We start from the raw sequence: 17,353 nt of genomic DNA, 5'->3' as shown, positions 1-17,353 counted from the left end.
TTTTATTATGACAAGACAAGAAAAATCACAAGTAATTGAGGAGTTAACTGCAGAATTAGCTAGTAATGCAAATATCTATTTAGCTGATATTTCAGGATTAAATGCTGTTACTACCTCGGATTTACGTCGCGCTTGTTTTAAAGCAAACGTAAAGTTAGCAGTTGTTAAAAATACATTACTTGAAAAAGCAATGGAAGCATCCGAAAGAGATTTTGGAGATCTTCCTTCAGTTTTAAAAGGGAATACATCAGTTATGTATTCTGAAACAGGTAATGTGCCAGCTAAATTAATTAAAACGTTCCGTAAAAAATCAGACAAACCTTTATTAAAAGGAGCGTTTATTGAGGAATCAGTTTACATTGGAGACAACCTTTTAGATATGTTAGTTGATATCAAATCTAAAGAAGAATTATTAGGAGAAATCATTGGATTATTACAATCTCCTGCTAAAAATGTTGTTTCCGCACTTAAGTCAAGTGGTGGAAAATTAGCTGGAATTATTAAAACACTATCTGAAAAAGAAGGATAGTATTAAATATTACGCACTTTATTACAAATATATTATTATTAAAATTTATTAAAAACGATAGAAAAATGGCAGATTTAAAAGATTTCGCAGAACAATTAGTTAACTTAACAGTAAAAGAAGTAAATGAGTTAGCTGCTATATTAAAAGATGAGTATGGTATCGAGCCTGCTGCTGCAGCTGTGGCTGTAGCTGCTGGACCTGTTGCAGGTGGTGAAGATGCTGCTGAAGCTCAAACTGAATTTGATGTAATACTAAAAGCTGCAGGTGCTTCTAAATTGGCAGTTGTGAAATTAGTAAAAGAATTAACTGGTCTTGGCTTAAAAGAAGCTAAAGAATTAGTTGATGGTGCGCCTAGCCCAATCAAAGAAGGTGTTTCTAAAGATGAAGCTGAAGCTTTAAAAGCATCTTTAGAAGAAGCAGGAGCTGAGGTTGAGCTTAAATAAGCTTTAAAACTCAACAACATTAAGGTTTAGGTCTGGAGAATGCTCTTTAAGACCTAAACCATTTTGCGTATATAATCATTATATACGATTTAACAATTTTTTTTAATCAAAATTCCGTCTATTGATGTTATCCACACAAGCTGAAAGATTAAATTTCTCCTCTATTGTAAATAGAACAGAATATCCTGATTTCTTAGATATTCAGATTAAATCCTTCCAGGATTTTTTCCAACTAGAAACTAAGTCTGAAGAAAGAGGTGATGAAGGTTTATATAATACCTTCATGGAAAATTTTCCAATCACAGATTCTCGTAATCAATTCGTTTTAGAATTTTTAGATTACTTCGTAGATCCACCAAGATATACTATTGAAGAGTGTATTGAAAGAGGATTAACTTACAGCGTTCCGCTAAAAGCTAGATTAAAGTTATACTGTACAGATCCTGAACATGAGGATTTTGAGACCATTGTTCAAGATGTGTACTTAGGTACAATACCTTATATGACTCCTAGTGGTACATTTGTTATTAATGGTGCTGAGCGTGTTGTTGTATCACAATTACACCGTTCACCTGGTGTATTTTTTGGTCAATCTTTCCATGCTAATGGAACTAAATTATATTCAGCTAGAGTAATTCCTTTTAAAGGTTCTTGGATTGAATTTGCTACAGATATCAATCAGGTAATGTATGCATACATTGATAGAAAGAAAAAATTACCAGTAACAACGCTTTTCCGTGCAATTGGTTTTGAACGTGATAAAGATATACTTGAAATTTTTGATTTAGCTGAAGAAATTAAAGTTTCTAAAACCGGATTAAAAAAATATACAGGTAGAAAATTAGCAGCTCGTGTATTAAATACATGGCATGAGGATTTTGTTGATGAAGATACTGGAGAAGTAGTATCTATCGAGCGTAATGAAATTGTGCTTGACCGTGATACCATATTAGATAAAGATAATATAGAAGAAATTATTGAAGCTGATGTTAAGACTATTCTTTTACATAAAGAAAGTACTGAGCAAGGAGATTATGCCATCATTCATAATACACTTCAAAAAGACCCAACAAATTCTGAAAAAGAGGCTGTTGAACATATATACAGACAATTACGTAATGCAGAACCACCAGATGAGGAAACAGCACGTGGAATAATTGATAAATTGTTCTTCTCAGACCAACGTTACTCTTTAGGTGAAGTTGGACGTTACAGAATGAATAAAAAATTAGGTTTAGATATTGGAATGGATAAGCAAGTGCTTACCAAAGAAGATATCATTACTATTATAAAATATTTAATCGAGCTTATCAACTCAAAAGCAGAGATTGATGATATTGATCACTTATCTAACCGTCGTGTTCGTACAGTTGGCGAGCAATTATCTCAACAATTTGGAGTTGGTTTAGCACGAATGGCTCGTACAATTCGTGAACGTATGAATGTTCGTGACAACGAGGTGTTTACACCAATTGATTTGATTAATGCTAAAACTTTATCGTCGGTAATTAATTCTTTCTTTGGAACTAATCAGTTATCTCAATTCATGGATCAAACAAATCCATTAGCAGAGATTACTCATAAGCGTCGTTTATCAGCTCTTGGACCTGGAGGTCTTTCAAGAGAAAGAGCAGGTTTTGAGGTTCGTGACGTTCATTATACTCATTATGGTCGTTTATGTCCTATTGAAACCCCAGAGGGACCAAATATTGGTTTAATTTCATCACTTTCAGTATTTGCTAAAGTGAATGGTATGGGATTCATTGAAACACCTTATCGTCCAGTTGCAAATGGTATTGTAGATATTAAAGGGGTACCAGTATACTTAAGTGCAGAAGAGGAAGAAGAAAAATTAATTGCTCAAGCAACTGTTAAAGTTGATGAAAAAGGTAAGATTTTGCATGATAAGGTTATTGCTAGAATGGAAGGAGACTTCCCTGTAATTGATCCAACGGCACTTCATTATACAGATGTTGCACCAAATCAAATTTCATCTATTTCGGCTTCTTTAATACCGTTCTTAGAACATGATGATGCTAATCGTGCATTGATGGGGTCTAACATGATGCGTCAAGCAGTTCCTTTATTATTACCACAAGCACCTATAGTTGGTACAGGTTTAGAGCGCCAAGTAGCTTCAGATTCTCGAGTTTTAATTAATGCGGAAGGAAATGGAGAAGTTTTATATGTTGATGCTAAAGAAATTCAAATTAAATACGAGCGTTCTGAAGATGAGGCAAAAGTGAGTTTTGATAGTGATATTAGAACCTATGAACTAGTAAAATTCAGAAAAACCAATCAAGGAACTTCAATCAACTTAAAACCGATTGTGGTTAAAGGTGATAAAGTAACTAAAGGTCAAGTTTTATGTGAAGGTTATGCCACTCAAAAAGGTGAATTAGCTTTAGGTAGAAACATGAAAGTAGCCTTTATGCCTTGGAAAGGTTATAATTTTGAGGATGCGATTGTGATTTCTGAAAAGGTGGTTCGTGAAGACATCTTTACATCTATTCATATTGATGAATATTCATTAGAAGTACGAGATACTAAATTAGGTAATGAAGAGTTAACAAACGATATTCCAAATGTTTCAGAAGAAGCTACTAAAGATTTAGATGAAAATGGAATGATTCGTATTGGTGCTGAAGTTAAACCTGGAGATATTTTAATTGGTAAGATTACTCCTAAAGGTGAAAGCGATCCAACACCAGAAGAAAAACTACTACGTGCTATTTTTGGCGATAAAGCAGGTGATGTTAAAGATGCATCACTCAAAGCATCTCCTTCTTTAAATGGTGTAGTTATTGAGAAAAAATTATTCTCAAGAGCTGTAAAAGATAAGCGTAAGAGAGCTCAAGATAAGGATGATATCTTACAATTAGAAGGTATTTATGATGCTAAGTTTGACGATTTGAAAAACGTCTTAATCGACAAGTTATTCAACATTGTAAATGGTAAAACAGCACAAGGTATTCATAATGATCTAGGCGAAGAAGTATTGCCAAAAGGTAAAAAATTCACTTTAAAAATGTTAAATGCTGTTGATGATTATGCACATTTAGTTTCTGGAAAATGGACAACAGATGATCATACAAATCAATTAGTCGCTGATTTAATTCATAATTACAAAATTAAAGAAAACGATTTACAAGGTTCTTTAAGACGTGAGAAGTTTACTATTTCTGTAGGTGATGAACTACCAGCAGGTATCATTAAACTTGCTAAAGTATACATTGCTAAAAAGCGTAAACTTAAAGTTGGTGATAAAATGGCAGGACGACATGGTAATAAAGGTATTGTAGCACGTATTGTGCGTGCTGAGGATATGCCTTTCTTAGAAGATGGAACACCTGTAGATATTGTTTTAAATCCATTAGGTGTACCTTCTCGTATGAATATTGGCCAGATTTATGAAACTGTTCTTGGTTGGGCAGGTCAAAAATTAGGCCGTACTTATGCAACACCTATTTTTGATGGTGCTACTATTGATCAGATTAACGAATTAACTGATGAAGCAGGAATACCAAGATACGGACATACTTACTTATATGATGGTGGTACAGGTGAGCGTTTTGATCAGCCGGCAACAGTTGGTGTTATTTACATGTTGAAATTAGGACATATGGTAGATGATAAAATGCATGCACGTTCTATAGGACCTTACTCATTAATAACACAACAACCTCTTGGTGGTAAAGCACAATTTGGTGGACAGCGTTTTGGTGAGATGGAAGTATGGGCACTTGAAGCTTATGGAGCATCAAGTACTTTACGTGAGATTTTAACTGTAAAATCTGATGATGTAATTGGTAGAGCTAAAACATACGAAGCTATTGTAAAAGGTGAGCCAATGCCAGATCCAGGTTTACCAGAATCATTCAATGTACTTATGCACGAATTGAAAGGTTTAGGTTTAGACATCAGATTAGAGGAGTAGTTAATTAATAAATTCATTTCAACCATATATTATGGCAAGAAAACAAGATAAGAATACAGTAAGAAGATTTAATAAAATCTCAATTGGTTTAGCATCGCCAGAATCTATATTAGCAGAATCTAGAGGTGAAGTTTTAAAACCAGAAACTATCAATTATCGAACTCACAAACCTGAAAGAGATGGTTTGTTCTGTGAGCGTATTTTTGGTCCTGTAAAGGATTATGAGTGTGCTTGTGGTAAATATAAACGAATCCGTTACAAAGGGATTGTTTGCGACCGTTGTGGGGTAGAAGTAACTGAAAAGAAAGTACGTCGTGATAGAGTAGGACATATCAACCTTGTTGTTCCTATTGCACATATCTGGTATTTCCGTTCATTACCAAATAAAATTGGTTATTTACTTGGGTTACCATCTAAGAAATTAGATATGATAATTTATTACGAACGTTATGTAGTAATACAGCCAGGTAATGCTAAAAATGAAGAAGGTGAACCTTTACAGAAATTAGATTTCCTTACAGAAGAAGAGTATTTAAATATTTTAGATACACTTCCTCAAGATAATCAGTATTTAGATGATATAGATCCAAATAAGTTTTTAGCTAAAATGGGTGCTGAATGTTTAATTGATTTATTAGCGAGAATTGATTTAGAGGCATTGTCTTACGAATTACGTCATAAAGCTAATACTGAAACATCTAAACAACGTAAAACTGAAGCCTTGAAACGTTTACAAGTTGTTGAGTCTTTACGTGAATCTAATAACAACAGAGAAAATCGTCCTGAATGGATGATTATGAAAGTTATTCCAATCATCCCACCAGAATTACGTCCTTTAGTGCCGTTAGATGGTGGTCGTTTTGCAACTTCAGATTTAAATGATTTATATCGTCGTGTAATTATTCGTAATAATCGTCTTAAAAGACTTGTTGAGATTAAAGCACCTGAAGTAATTTTACGGAATGAAAAACGTATGTTACAAGAGTCAGTTGATTCATTATTTGATAATACACGTAAATCATCCGCTGTAAAAACCGATTCTAATAGACCTTTAAAATCGTTATCAGATTCTTTAAAAGGTAAGCAAGGTCGTTTCCGCCAAAACTTACTTGGTAAACGTGTTGATTATTCTGCACGTTCGGTAATTGTTGTTGGGCCAGAATTAAAATTACACGAATGTGGATTACCAAAAAATATGGCAGCTGAATTATACAAGCCTTTCGTTATCAGAAAATTAATTGAAAGAGGTATTGTGAAAACAGTTAAATCCGCTAAGAAAATTATAGACAAAAGAGAGCCAGTGGTTTGGGATATCTTGGAAAATGTTCTTAAAGGACATCCAGTATTACTTAATCGTGCCCCTACTTTACACAGATTGGGTATACAAGCTTTTCAACCAAAACTTATTGAAGGGAAAGCTATTCAGTTACACCCATTAGTTTGTACAGCTTTTAATGCGGATTTTGATGGGGATCAAATGGCAGTTCATTTACCACTTGGACCAGAAGCAATTTTAGAATGTCAATTATTAATGTTGGCATCTCATAATATATTAAATCCAGCAAACGGATCACCAGTTACTGTACCTTCTCAAGATATGGTACTTGGTTTATATTATATGACCAAATTACGTAAATCTACTCCTGAAGTAAAAGTAAAAGGTGAAGGTTTAACATTCTATTCTCCAGAAGAAGTAGAAATCGCTTTTAACGAGAAGAAAGTTGACTTAAATGCAGGAATTAAAGTTCGTACTATCGATATTAATGAAGATGGTAAGTTAGATAAAATGATTGTTGAAACCACTGTAGGTCGTGTATTATTTAATCAACACGTTCCTCAAGCAGCCGGATATATCAATCAAGTTTTAACTAAAAAATCTTTAAGAGATATTATTGGTAATATTCTTAAAGCAACTTCTGTTCCTGAAACTGCAGATTTCTTAGATGCTATTAGAACCCTTGGATTCAAATTTGCATTCCAAGGCGGTTTATCATTTAGTTTAGGTGATATAATCATTCCACCAGAAAAACAAGGAATGATTGATAAGGCTAACTCACTTGTTGATGGTATTATGGGTAACTATAATATGGGTCTCATTACAAATAACGAACGTTACAACCAAGTTATCGATATTTGGACTTCTACGAATGCTGAATTGACAGAATTGTCTATGAAACGTATCCGTGAAGATCAACAAGGATTTAACTCGGTATTTATGATGCTTGATTCTGGAGCTCGTGGATCTAAAGAACAGATTCGTCAGCTTACAGGTATGCGTGGATTAATGGCAAAACCTAAAAAATCTAATGCAGGAGGTGGAGAAATTATTGAGAATCCAATTCTTTCTAACTTTAAGGAAGGTCTTTCAATTTTAGAATACTTTATCTCAACTCACGGAGCTCGTAAAGGTCTTGCCGATACAGCACTTAAGACTGCGGATGCTGGATATTTAACTCGTCGTTTAGTTGATGTTTCTCAAGATGTTATTATCAATACAGAGGATTGTGGTACATTAAGAGGTGTCGAAGTAGAGCCACTAAAGAAAAATGATGAAGTTGTAGAAACTTTAGAAGAAAGAATAGTTGGACGTGTATCATTAAATGATGTTTATAATCCATTAACTGAAGAGTTGTTAGTAGCTTCTGGTCAATTAATAGAAGACCCAATAGCTAAAGCTATAGAAGAATCACCTATAGAAAGTATAGAAGTGCGTTCTGCCTTAACTTGTGAAGCTTTACAAGGAATTTGTGCTAAATGTTACGGGCGTAACCTTGCTACTGGTAAAATGGTTCAACGTGGTGAAGCTGTTGGTGTAGTGGCTGCACAGTCTATTGGTGAACCTGGTACTCAGTTAACACTTCGTACATTCCACGTAGGTGGTATTGCTGGTAACATTTCTGAAGAAAATAAATTAGCTGTTAAATTTAATGGTATAGCAGAGATTGAAGATTTAAAAACAGTTAAGGGTAAAGATAGTGAGGGTAATGATATTGATATTGTTATTTCTAGAACATCTGAGCTTAAATTAACAGATAAGAAAACTGGTATTCTATTGAGTACTAACAATATACCATACGGATCTACTATTTATGTTAAGAGTGGAGATCAATTAAGTAAAGGAGATATTGTTTGTACTTGGGATCCATACAACGGTGTTATTATTTCAGAATTTGCTGGTAAAGTAAAATATGAAAACATCGAACAAGGTATGACATACCAAGTTGAAATAGATGAACAAACTGGTTTCCAAGAAAAAGTAATTTCTGAATCTAGAAATAAAAAACTTATTCCAACACTTCATATTGAAGATAGTAAAGGAGAAACAATTCGTTCTTATAACCTACCAGTAGGTGCTCACTTAATGATTGATGATGGAGAAAAAATTATTGTTGGTAAAATATTAGTTAAGATTCCTCGTAAATCTGCAAAAGCGGGTGATATTACAGGAGGTTTACCACGTGTTACGGAGTTGTTTGAAGCACGTAACCCTTCTAATCCTGCAGTTGTAAGTGAAATTGACGGTGTTATTTCTTTTGGAAAAATTAAAAGAGGAAATCGTGAGATCGTAGTTGAATCTAAGTTAGGTGAAGTTAAAAAATACTTAGTAAAATTATCTAATCAAATTCTTGTTCAAGAAAATGATTATGTAAAAGCAGGTATGCCTTTATCTGATGGATCTGTTACTCCAGATGATATTTTAAATATCAAAGGACCTTCAGCAGTTCAACAATATTTAGTAAACGAAGTTCAAGAAGTTTACCGTTTACAAGGAGTGAAAATTAATGACAAGCATTTTGAAGTTGTTGTTAGACAAATGATGCGTAAAGTTCAAATTATTGATTCTGGTGATACATTATTCCTTGAAGACCAATTAGTTCATAAAGCAGATTTTATCAAAGAAAACGATGATATATTTGGATTGAAAGTTATTGAAGATGCCGGAGATTCATCAACGCTTAAAGCCGGTCAAATAATCACACCTCGTGAATTAAGAGATGAAAATTCTATTTTACGTCGTGAAGATAAAAAACTTGTGGTAGCTAGAGATGCAAAACCAGCAACAGCTACACCAATACTTCAAGGAATTACAAGAGCTTCACTTCAAACGAAATCATTTATATCAGCGGCCTCATTCCAAGAAACTACAAAAGTTCTTAATGAAGCAGCTGTAGCAGGTAAAGTAGACGATTTAGAAGGCTTAAAAGAAAATGTAATTGTAGGTCATAGAATACCAGCAGGAACTGGAATGAGACGTTATAATGACATTATCGTAGGGTCTAAAGAAGAGTTTGACCAAATGATGCAAGTGAAAAAAGAATTAAATTATAATTAATTAAATGTCATTCCCGCTTTAGCGGGAATGCTTTTTTTTAGAGACTATTTATTATGGTAAACGATAATGAAAACCAAAAAAAGCAAGGGCAAATAAATATAGAATTAGATGAAAAAATAGCTGAAGGCATATATTCTAATTTAGCTATTATTAACCACTCTGTTTCAGAGTTTGTTGTAGATTTTGTTAGTATTATGCCTGGTATACCAAAAAGCAAAGTAAAATCTAGAATTATTTTAACACCACAGCACGCTAAGCGTTTGCTAAAAGCTTTGAATGATAATGTTGCTAGATTTGAAAATGCTCACGGTGAAATTAAAGATTATGAACAGCCACCAATTCCCCTTAATTTTGGGCCAACTGGTCAAGCTTAAAAAAAAGCCTTTTGAATCTTCAAAAGGCTTTTTTTTATTTTTAACTAGCTTGTTTTTGAGGCGCATTATATAAGTATTTTATGCTCCTCACGGTCATTTTTTATTTGCTAAATTACTTTGTTTGTTTTTTGAATAATCTAGATTAATCCAAGGAAACACTCACTCGTTAATAACTTCTTAAAGTTCTTTGTCAAATTTTTTAATAAGTATCAAGTACTTGGGAAGAAGGTTAACGTAATTACTTAATTACTAAATTTCAAATTATAAGTTTCAATAAATTTTAATTTTAGTTGGTGTGAAAATTTATAAACTTATTTATGATTAAATGTATTTATAAACCGATAAATTATAAAAAAACAAATTACAGATTTATCGATAAAATACATTTTCAATTTATTCGAATTCTGAAGTAAAATGAAGCTTAATGTTTGGGTATTTTTGTTGTGTCATCTGTAATGAAAATGGAGAATCTGCTAAAAAGACTAGTTGATTTTGTTTGTCTTTTGCTAAAAAACGTTGCTTAACTCTTACAAATTCTTTGTATTCCTCAGATTTTGAATTTTTTGGGTCAACCCAACATGCTTTAAAAACATTTAAGTTTTCATACGTACATTTTGCGCCATATTCATGCTCTAATCTGTATTGTATTACCTCATATTGCAAAGCTCCAACAGTTCCAATCACTTTTCTTCCATTAAGTTCTAATGTAAATAATTGAGCAACACCTTCATCCATTAACTGGTCTATACCTTTAAATAATTGTTTAGATTTTAAAGGATCAGCATTATTTATGTATCTAAAATGTTCAGGAGAGAAACTTGGTATGCCTTTGTAATTTATAATTTCACCTTCGCTTAATGTATCACCTATTTTAAAATTTCCAGTATCATGTAATCCTACAATATCTCCAGGATAGGATATATCTACAATTTCTTTTTTCTCAGCAAAAAAAGCATTAGGGCTAGAGAACTTCATTTTTTTGTTGTGTCTAACATGCAAATAAGGTTTGTTTCTTTCAAATTTCCCTGAAACAATTTTTATAAAAGCTAAACGATCTCTGTGATTTGGGTCCATGTTTGCATGGATTTTAAATACAAATCCTGTAAACTTATCTTCTTTAGGCTCTACTAACCGTTCTTCACTGTGTTTTGGTCTTGGTTTAGGCGCTATTTCAATAAAACAATCTAATAGCTCTCTAACACCGAAGTTATTTAAAGCAGACCCAAAAAAAACAGGTTGTTGTTGTCCACTTAAGTATTCCTCTTTGTTAAATTCTGGATAAATACCTTCAACAAGTTCTATTTCTTCTCTTAGTGTATTAGCAGCTTTTGGCCCTACAAGTTTATCCAATTCGGATGAACCTAAATCTGAAATCTCTATGGTTTCTTCAATATCTTTTCTGCTATCTCCACTAAAAAGATTGATGTTTTTCTCCCATATATTATAAATACCTTTAAAATCATAACCCATACCAATTGGGAAACTTAAAGGCACTACTTTTAAGCCTAGTTTTTGTTCAATTTCATCTAATAAATCAAAGGCGTCTTTTCCTTCTCTATCCATTTTATTAATGAAAACTATCATCGGGATATTACGCATCCTACAAACTTCAACAAGTTTTTCAGTTTGTTCTTCAACACCCTTAGCAACATCAATAACAACAATTACGCTATCTACAGCAGTTAAAGTTCTAAAGGTGTCTTCAGCAAAATCTTTGTGTCCAGGTGTATCTAGAATATTAATTTTTATACCATTATATTCAAATGCAAGTACAGAAGTAGCAACCGAAATTCCACGTTGACGCTCAATCTCCATAAAATCACTGGTAGCACCTTTTTTTATTTTATTACTTTTTACAGCACCAGCTTCTTGTATAGCGCCACCAAATAATAATAATTTTTCTGTTAAAGTTGTTTTACCAGCATCAGGGTGAGAAATGATGCCAAATGTTCTTCTGCGTTGTATTTCTTTTAAAAAACTCATAAATGCTTATCCAAATGGGTTGCAAAGATAATATTTCTAACGTCATTAAGAATACTACTTTATATCACTTTTTAAATTTCTAATTAGAATTATGAATTTTAAATAATTACTTGGTATTTTTGCTACGTATGAAAGAAGAAAAAGTAATCCTTGTTAATGAAGAGGATCAGCAAATTGGATTAATGCCTAAGATGGAAGCTCATGAGAAAGCTCTACTACACAGAGCATTTTCAGTTTTTATTTTTAATGATAACAATGATTTGATGCTTCAGCAACGTGCATTAAATAAATATCATTCTCCAGGTTTATGGACCAATACGTGTTGCAGTCATCAACGTGATGGAGAAACTAATATTGAAGCAGGTAAAAGGCGATTACAAGAGGAAATGGGTTTCGTTGTCGATTTACAAGAAACTATATCATTTATCTACAAAGCTCCCTTTGATAATGGTTTAACTGAACACGAATTTGATCATGTTCTTTTAGGTAAGTTTAATGCGGAACCAGTGATTAACTTAGATGAAGTAGCAGCATGGAAATGGATGCCATTAGAAGCTGTTAAAAATGATATTTCTTTATACCCTGAATTGTATACAGAATGGTTTAAAGTGATTTTTGATAAATTCTACGAACATATAAATATTTCAAAATGAGAGTAACAGTTAGTAGAAAAGCGCATTTTAATGCAGCGCATAGACTTTACAGAAAAGATTGGGATTTTGAGAAAAACCAAGAAATCTTCGGGAAATGTAATAATCCTAATTTTCATGGGCACAATTATGAACTCATAGTAAATGTAACTGGAGAAATTGATAAAGAAACTGGTTATGTAATTGATATGAAAGTTTTAAAAGATATTATTAAAAGCGAAGTTGAAGATGCTTTTGATCATAAAAATTTGAATATTGAAGTACCAGAATTTAAAGAACTTAATCCAACTGCAGAAAATATTGCAGTTGTGATTTACGATAAAATGAAATCAAAATTAAATTCTAATTTTGAGCTTGAGGTTGTTCTATATGAAACTCCAAGGAATTTTGTAACCTACAAAGGGAATTAACATGAATTTATATCCATTAAAATTCAACCCTATTTTGAAAGATAAAATTTGGGGTGGCCAAAAATTGAAAAATCTGTTAAATAAACTAAACAACTTACCTAATGTTGGAGAAAGTTGGGAGATTAGTGATGTTGAAGGCGATACATCTATAGTTTCTAATGGTGTCTTAAAAGGACAATCTTTAAAACAAATTTTAGAAACGTACAAAGCTGATTTAATAGGACTTCAAAATTATAGAATATTCAAAAATAAGTTCCCTTTACTAATCAAGTTTATTGATGCTAAAGAAGATTTATCAATTCAATTACATCCAAATGACGAATTAGCAGCAAAACGGCATAACTCTTTTGGTAAAACCGAAATGTGGTATGTAATGCAAGCCGATGATGATGCTAATTTGATAGTTGGCTTTAACCAAGAAATCACACCTGAAAAATATTTAAGCCATCTTGAAAATAAAACGCTTACAGAAATTTTAAATTTTGATAAAGTTAAAACTGGCGACACTTATTTTATTGAAGTTGGAAGAGTGCACGCTATAGGAGCGGGGGTTATGTTGGCAGAGATTCAACAGACAAGTGATATTACCTATCGTGTTTATGACTGGGATCGTGTTGATGATAATGGTAATGAAAGAGAATTGCATAATGATTTGGCTATTGATGCATTTGATTTTAATATGCCAGATAATTTTAGAGTAAATTATTCTAAAACAAAAAATGAGTCTAACCAAATGGTTAGTTGTCCTTATTTTACAACGAGTTACTTAGAAGTTTCAGAAACCTTAAAAAAGGAAAATAATCAAGATTCTTTTTTAATTTACATTTGTGTAGATGGTGATGCTGAAATAGATGTAGATGGGAATATTGAGCACATTAAGAAAGGTGAAACCATATTATTACCAGCAGCTATTAAAGAATATCAAATTACTTCTAAAAAAGCAACACTATTAGAAGTATATGTTTAATTTTGTATAAATTTTAAAACACAAAAAATGGCAAATGTTAAAAACCTAAAGAAAGATATTAATTACGTTTTAGGTGATATTATAGAAGCAGTATATGTTTGGGAATACGCAAACATAGACAAAGACACTAAAGCTAGTGAAGCTATCATTGATGAAGCAATAAACACTTTTGATGAATTAATAACTAAGGTAAATGCTAAAAATGTTGATAATGCAAAATCACATTTTAAAGCTATAAATCAAGAGTTAGAGACTAAAGGAAGAGATTTAATTGAAAAAATTAATAAACTAGTATAAAATTTTTACCGGACTACTTGCATATAATAATTTTGCGATTATATTTGCAACCGGAAAAAATGCCGATGTAGCTCAGCTGGCTAGAGCAGCTGATTTGTAATCAGCAGGTCGTGGGTTCGAGTCCCTCCATCGGCTCAAAAAAAAAGCCTCTTCGAATGAAGAGGCTTTTTGCAATATTAGTTTTAAATTCTATTTTTCGTTTTCTTTTATTTTTTTTACGAATGCTTCTAATTCTTTTCCATACTTAGAAGATTTAACATGAGGTGATAGAGAATTATTAATGGTGTCTAAATATTTGATTTGTGCATTATATAATTCACTAAGTGCTAAGTAAGGTGCTACTTCACTGTTTCTATTATTAAGTGCAAAATTAACAGTGTATAAATATTTTCTTTTTATGTTATTGTCTGACTCTTTATTAATAGCTTCTAGTTTAGCAGTATCACCATCCTTTTGAGCGTCAAATGATTCCTTAATTAAGTCAAGGTATCTATTATTTATTTTAGAAATCATAGATTTATAATCGTTTAATATTTTTTGTTGTTTTGAGCCTTTAATTTCGGCATCAAAAACAAAGTTTTTAAGTGTTGTGTTAATTTCTGTAACCCCTTTATCAGCAAAAAAGGTTAATCTGTCTTTTTCGGCACTATGCTTATCTAAATCTAAAAAGAAAATTTGTGGAGAATCTATATCGCTGTATAATTCAAAACTTGAATTTCCATTAATAACTAATGAGTCTACAGTTATTATTGTAGTATCTTCTATCTTTTTAAGGTAAATAGTTCCTTTTTTTAATCCTTTAATATTTGCTTTTACAATTAAGTCTTTCTCTTTATTGCCACATGCAATTATTAAAAGGGCAACAGCTAAAAACGATATTTTTCTCATGAATTTTATAATTTAAGAAGGGCAAATATCACATATTTAAATTTTAAATACTAATTGGTTATTAATAATTTTAAGTTGAAAATGTCAGCTATTGTTAAATAAATCATAAATAAAAATATGTAAATCAGTTTGGCATACCTATTGCTTTATTTAGATTAATTACATTCACTATAAATGAGTTTATTGAGTGGTTACTTTAAACTTTGAATTGTAATTTATTTTTGGTTAGTTAGTTAGAAAAAGCACCTAAATTTTAGGTGCTTTTTTCGTTATAACAGCTTACTGCAGTTTTGTTTTTAATCTTTTAAATATGTTTTTAATCGATTTTTTACACTTTATCGGGTTAAAATGTTAAAATTAAGTGTATTTTATCGATTTATTATGTATTTTATCGTTTAGTAATATTTAATAATTATATATTTGAAGTGTACTAAATAACATACTTTTTAGTTCAATGGATTAATTAATTAATATTTGCATTATGTTGTTGGTCTGGAGACCCCAAATCTAACTCATAATATAAAAAAGCAAATTGAAAGAAAACCGAGTTTGAGGGAACTCGGTTTTTTTATACAATAATTCTAAATGTTAAATTTAAGCGTTCTCCTATAACTTTCTTTGTTTTTGGTATTTGATGCAGCCAGTTATGTTGTGTAGCGCCTTTCATTAATAATAAGCTGCCATGTTGTAATGTTAGTTTTAATTTTTCGGCTTTATCATATTTATGTTTTAAATGGAATGATCTTTCAGCTCCAAACGAAACGGATGCTATAATAGGGTTTATTCCTAATTCTTTTTCGTCATCAGCATGCCATCCATTACTATCTAAACCATATCTGTATAAATTTGCTAAACAACAGGTGAAATTAATTTGTAAGTTATGCTCTAAAATCTTTTTAATTTGTTCTAAACTGCCACTAAATTGGTTAGGTTGCATTTTAATGTTACTGTATGAGTATGTTTTATTATTGTCTGCGTAAAAAGCTGTTAACCTTGGTTGTAAATGTGTTTTTCCAAAAACGGTAATAGTGTCTTGTTTCCAGCTAATAGTTTCTAATAAATCATTAAAATAAGTGTCAGCAGTATTTTTATCGAAAAAATTTGGATAATAAACAACATCCGCATCTTTCATTTTTAAATTTATAGGACTTCTAAAGAGCATATTCTTTTATTTTCTAAATTAGCATAATTATGATGAATAAGAAATATTTAATTATTGTTTTATTTGGTTTTATAAACACTTTTGCACAATTGCCAGAGGGTTTTGTTTATGTTAAAGATATTATTCCGGATATAGATGTTGAGTTGCGTTACTATACTTCCAACAATTTTATAGGAATACCCATTGAAGGCTATAAAACAAATAATCTTATTTTAACCCTAGAAACTGCAATAGCTTTAAATTTAGTCCATAAAGCTTTAGAACAACAAAATTTGTGTTTAAGGGTTTATGATGGATTTAGACCACAAAGAGCTGTAAATCATTTTGTTAAATGGTCTATAAATTTGAATGATACCTTAAATAAACACATTTTTTATCCTAATGTAAAAAAAAGGTTTTTATTTAGCGAAGGTTATATAGCTTCAAAATCTGGTCATAGTAGAGGTAGTACAGTCGATTTAACTATTATTGATGGTAATTCAGGTATTCCTTTAGATATGGGAAGTCCTTATGATTTATTTGGAGAAGAATCATGGATAGCTTATGAAGAAATTTCTAAAAAACAAAAAGCTAATAGGCAATTGTTACAAGAAATTATGTTGAAATATGGTTTTAGAAATTACCCAAAGGAATGGTGGCATTTCACGTTAAGAGGAGAGCCATTTCCTGATACTTATTTTGATTTTTTAATAAAATGATTTTTTATTTAGAATATATTTTAATTATAACTGATATTGTTAATGCTCCATCCTAGTAAAACTATTTAACCATCAAAATTGATGGTTTTTTTTATATTTTGAAACCCTACCTGTTTTTTTTCGTTTTTAATATTGAATACTAACCACAACCATATGTCACAAGTACATTATGTTTTAATAAATCGTTGCAAGAATGGTGATGAAAAAGCCATGATGCAGATTTATGATTTGTATTGTGATGCGATGTACCAAATTGCATGTAGATATTTGAATTTTGAAGATGCCAAAGATGCCATGCAAGAAAGTTTTATTAAAGCATTTACAAAACTAGATAGTTTTAATCCTGCTTATACTTTCGGGTCTTGGTTAAAGCGAATTTTGATTAATCAATGTATAGATGAATTAAAAAAGAAACAAGTTGAATTTGTTGAGAAAGACCTTATTAATTTAGAAATAGAGGATGAAAATGATTGGAGTTTTGAATCAGAAATCACTAAAGAGGAAATAGTTAAAGCAATTTCAAAACTATCACATAAATACCAAATCGTTGTTCAACTTTATTTGATTGAAGGATTTGATCATATGGAAATTTCAGAGATTTTAGAAATTCCGATCAAAACATCTAGAACACATTTAAGACGTGGTAAATTAAAACTTCAAGAACTTTTAAAAACTTATTAAA

14 protein-coding genes and 1 tRNA gene are annotated in these 17,353 nt (G+C 31.3%); 12 read left to right on the top strand and 3 right to left on the bottom strand.

The genetic code is table 11. The features are described 5' to 3' along the window. The first annotated feature begins 7 nt into the window (after positions 1–7). The 5 genes from rplJ (at position 8) to AC1XJX_RS02505 (ending at position 9,616) form a co-directional block, all read left to right on the top strand. A complete protein-coding gene (gene rplJ, locus AC1XJX_RS02525; RefSeq protein ID WP_482002388.1) occupies positions 8–529 on the top strand; it encodes a 50S ribosomal protein L10 in 522 nt (173 codons plus the stop codon). A gap of 65 nt (positions 530–594) precedes the next feature. Beyond that, positions 595–972, top strand: a complete 378-nt coding sequence (gene rplL / locus AC1XJX_RS02520) for a 50S ribosomal protein L7/L12 (RefSeq protein WP_482002387.1) — start codon at positions 595–597, stop codon at positions 970–972. A gap of 124 nt (positions 973–1,096) precedes the next feature. After that, entirely contained in the window at positions 1,097–4,909 is a 3,813-nt protein-coding gene (rpoB, locus tag AC1XJX_RS02515) for a DNA-directed RNA polymerase subunit beta (RefSeq protein WP_482002432.1), read from the top strand. Positions 4,910–4,940: 31 nt separating this feature from the next. After that, positions 4,941–9,242, top strand: coding sequence for a DNA-directed RNA polymerase subunit beta' (gene rpoC, locus AC1XJX_RS02510; RefSeq protein ID WP_482002386.1), 4,302 nt, complete (start codon positions 4,941–4,943; stop codon positions 9,240–9,242). 53 nt (positions 9,243–9,295) lie between these two features. After that, a complete protein-coding gene (locus AC1XJX_RS02505; RefSeq protein ID WP_482002385.1) occupies positions 9,296–9,616 on the top strand; it encodes a DUF3467 domain-containing protein in 321 nt (106 codons plus the stop codon). A 393-nt stretch (positions 9,617–10,009) separates the two neighbouring features. Here AC1XJX_RS02505 and AC1XJX_RS02500 read toward each other — a convergent pair whose 3' ends face one another. Continuing rightward, on the bottom strand, positions 10,010–11,599 hold the full coding sequence (locus tag AC1XJX_RS02500) for a peptide chain release factor 3 (protein WP_482002384.1): 1,590 nt from the start codon (positions 11,597–11,599) through the stop codon (positions 10,010–10,012). Positions 11,600–11,727: 128 nt separating this feature from the next. Between AC1XJX_RS02500 and idi the strand changes: the two genes are divergently transcribed. The 5 genes from idi (at position 11,728) to AC1XJX_RS02475 (ending at position 14,058) form a co-directional block, all read left to right on the top strand. Further along, positions 11,728–12,252: an isopentenyl-diphosphate Delta-isomerase gene (gene idi / locus AC1XJX_RS02495; RefSeq protein ID WP_482002431.1), complete on the top strand. Its 525-nt coding sequence runs from the start codon at positions 11,728–11,730 to the stop codon at positions 12,250–12,252. Continuing rightward, positions 12,249–12,659, top strand: a complete 411-nt coding sequence (locus tag AC1XJX_RS02490; RefSeq protein ID WP_482002383.1) for a 6-pyruvoyl trahydropterin synthase family protein — start codon at positions 12,249–12,251, stop codon at positions 12,657–12,659. The genes idi and AC1XJX_RS02490 overlap by 4 nt, the downstream gene beginning before the upstream one ends. Position 12,660: 1 nt before the next feature. After that, positions 12,661–13,626: a type I phosphomannose isomerase catalytic subunit gene (locus tag AC1XJX_RS02485; protein ID WP_482002382.1), complete on the top strand. Its 966-nt coding sequence runs from the start codon at positions 12,661–12,663 to the stop codon at positions 13,624–13,626. 27 nt (positions 13,627–13,653) lie between these two features. Beyond that, a complete protein-coding gene (locus AC1XJX_RS02480) occupies positions 13,654–13,923 on the top strand; it encodes a hypothetical protein (protein ID WP_482002381.1) in 270 nt (89 codons plus the stop codon). A gap of 61 nt (positions 13,924–13,984) precedes the next feature. Continuing rightward, positions 13,985–14,058: transfer RNA gene (locus tag AC1XJX_RS02475), tRNA-Thr, on the top strand. A gap of 54 nt (positions 14,059–14,112) precedes the next feature. Here the strand turns inward: AC1XJX_RS02475 and AC1XJX_RS02470 are convergent. After that, positions 14,113–14,811 carry a DUF4369 domain-containing protein gene (locus AC1XJX_RS02470; RefSeq protein ID WP_482002380.1) on the bottom strand — a complete coding sequence of 233 codons (699 nt, stop codon included), beginning with the start codon at positions 14,809–14,811 and terminating at the stop codon, positions 14,113–14,115. A 568-nt stretch (positions 14,812–15,379) separates the two neighbouring features. Then, complete coding sequence (locus AC1XJX_RS02465) at positions 15,380–15,973, bottom strand: alpha-ketoglutarate-dependent dioxygenase AlkB family protein (protein WP_482002379.1); 594 nt, start codon at positions 15,971–15,973, stop codon at positions 15,380–15,382. Between the two features lie 32 nt (positions 15,974–16,005). Here AC1XJX_RS02465 and AC1XJX_RS02460 point away from each other — a divergent pair, with 32 nt between their 5' ends. Together AC1XJX_RS02460 and AC1XJX_RS02455 are read left to right on the top strand one after the other, a co-directional pair. Beyond that, entirely contained in the window at positions 16,006–16,671 is a 666-nt protein-coding gene (locus tag AC1XJX_RS02460; protein WP_482002430.1) for a M15 family metallopeptidase, read from the top strand. A 153-nt stretch (positions 16,672–16,824) separates the two neighbouring features. Then, the gene (locus tag AC1XJX_RS02455; RefSeq protein ID WP_482002378.1) at positions 16,825–17,352 is read left to right on the top strand and encodes an RNA polymerase sigma factor; all 528 of its coding nucleotides are present in this window, start codon (positions 16,825–16,827) and stop codon (positions 17,350–17,352) included. The last annotated feature ends 1 nt before the right edge of the window (position 17,353 follow it).

The sequence above is a fragment of the Flaviramulus sp. genome, from assembly GCF_982512915.1.
Note: the sequence above shows the minus strand (reverse complement) of the source record. Positions and strands in the feature narration are given on the sequence as shown.

What these genes read in the sequence shown, in the direction of transcription:
- rplJ (WP_482002388.1), top strand. Translation starts at nt 8, where the DNA reads ATGACAAGACAAGAAAAATCACAAGTAATTGAGGAGTTAACTGCAGAA.
- rplL (WP_482002387.1), top strand. Translation starts at nt 595, where the DNA reads ATGGCAGATTTAAAAGATTTCGCAGAACAATTAGTTAACTTAACAGTA.
- rpoB (WP_482002432.1), top strand. Translation starts at nt 1,097, where the DNA reads ATGTTATCCACACAAGCTGAAAGATTAAATTTCTCCTCTATTGTAAAT.
- rpoC (WP_482002386.1), top strand. Translation starts at nt 4,941, where the DNA reads ATGGCAAGAAAACAAGATAAGAATACAGTAAGAAGATTTAATAAAATC.
- AC1XJX_RS02505 (WP_482002385.1), top strand. Translation starts at nt 9,296, where the DNA reads ATGGTAAACGATAATGAAAACCAAAAAAAGCAAGGGCAAATAAATATA.
- AC1XJX_RS02500 (WP_482002384.1), bottom strand. Translation starts at nt 11,599, where the DNA reads ATGAGTTTTTTAAAAGAAATACAACGCAGAAGAACATTTGGCATCATT.
- idi (WP_482002431.1), top strand. Translation starts at nt 11,728, where the DNA reads ATGAAAGAAGAAAAAGTAATCCTTGTTAATGAAGAGGATCAGCAAATT.
- AC1XJX_RS02490 (WP_482002383.1), top strand. Translation starts at nt 12,249, where the DNA reads ATGAGAGTAACAGTTAGTAGAAAAGCGCATTTTAATGCAGCGCATAGA.
- AC1XJX_RS02485 (WP_482002382.1), top strand. Translation starts at nt 12,661, where the DNA reads ATGAATTTATATCCATTAAAATTCAACCCTATTTTGAAAGATAAAATT.
- AC1XJX_RS02480 (WP_482002381.1), top strand. Translation starts at nt 13,654, where the DNA reads ATGGCAAATGTTAAAAACCTAAAGAAAGATATTAATTACGTTTTAGGT.
- AC1XJX_RS02470 (WP_482002380.1), bottom strand. Translation starts at nt 14,811, where the DNA reads ATGAGAAAAATATCGTTTTTAGCTGTTGCCCTTTTAATAATTGCATGT.
- AC1XJX_RS02465 (WP_482002379.1), bottom strand. Translation starts at nt 15,973, where the DNA reads ATGCTCTTTAGAAGTCCTATAAATTTAAAAATGAAAGATGCGGATGTT.
- AC1XJX_RS02460 (WP_482002430.1), top strand. Translation starts at nt 16,006, where the DNA reads ATGAATAAGAAATATTTAATTATTGTTTTATTTGGTTTTATAAACACT.
- AC1XJX_RS02455 (WP_482002378.1), top strand. Translation starts at nt 16,825, where the DNA reads ATGTCACAAGTACATTATGTTTTAATAAATCGTTGCAAGAATGGTGAT.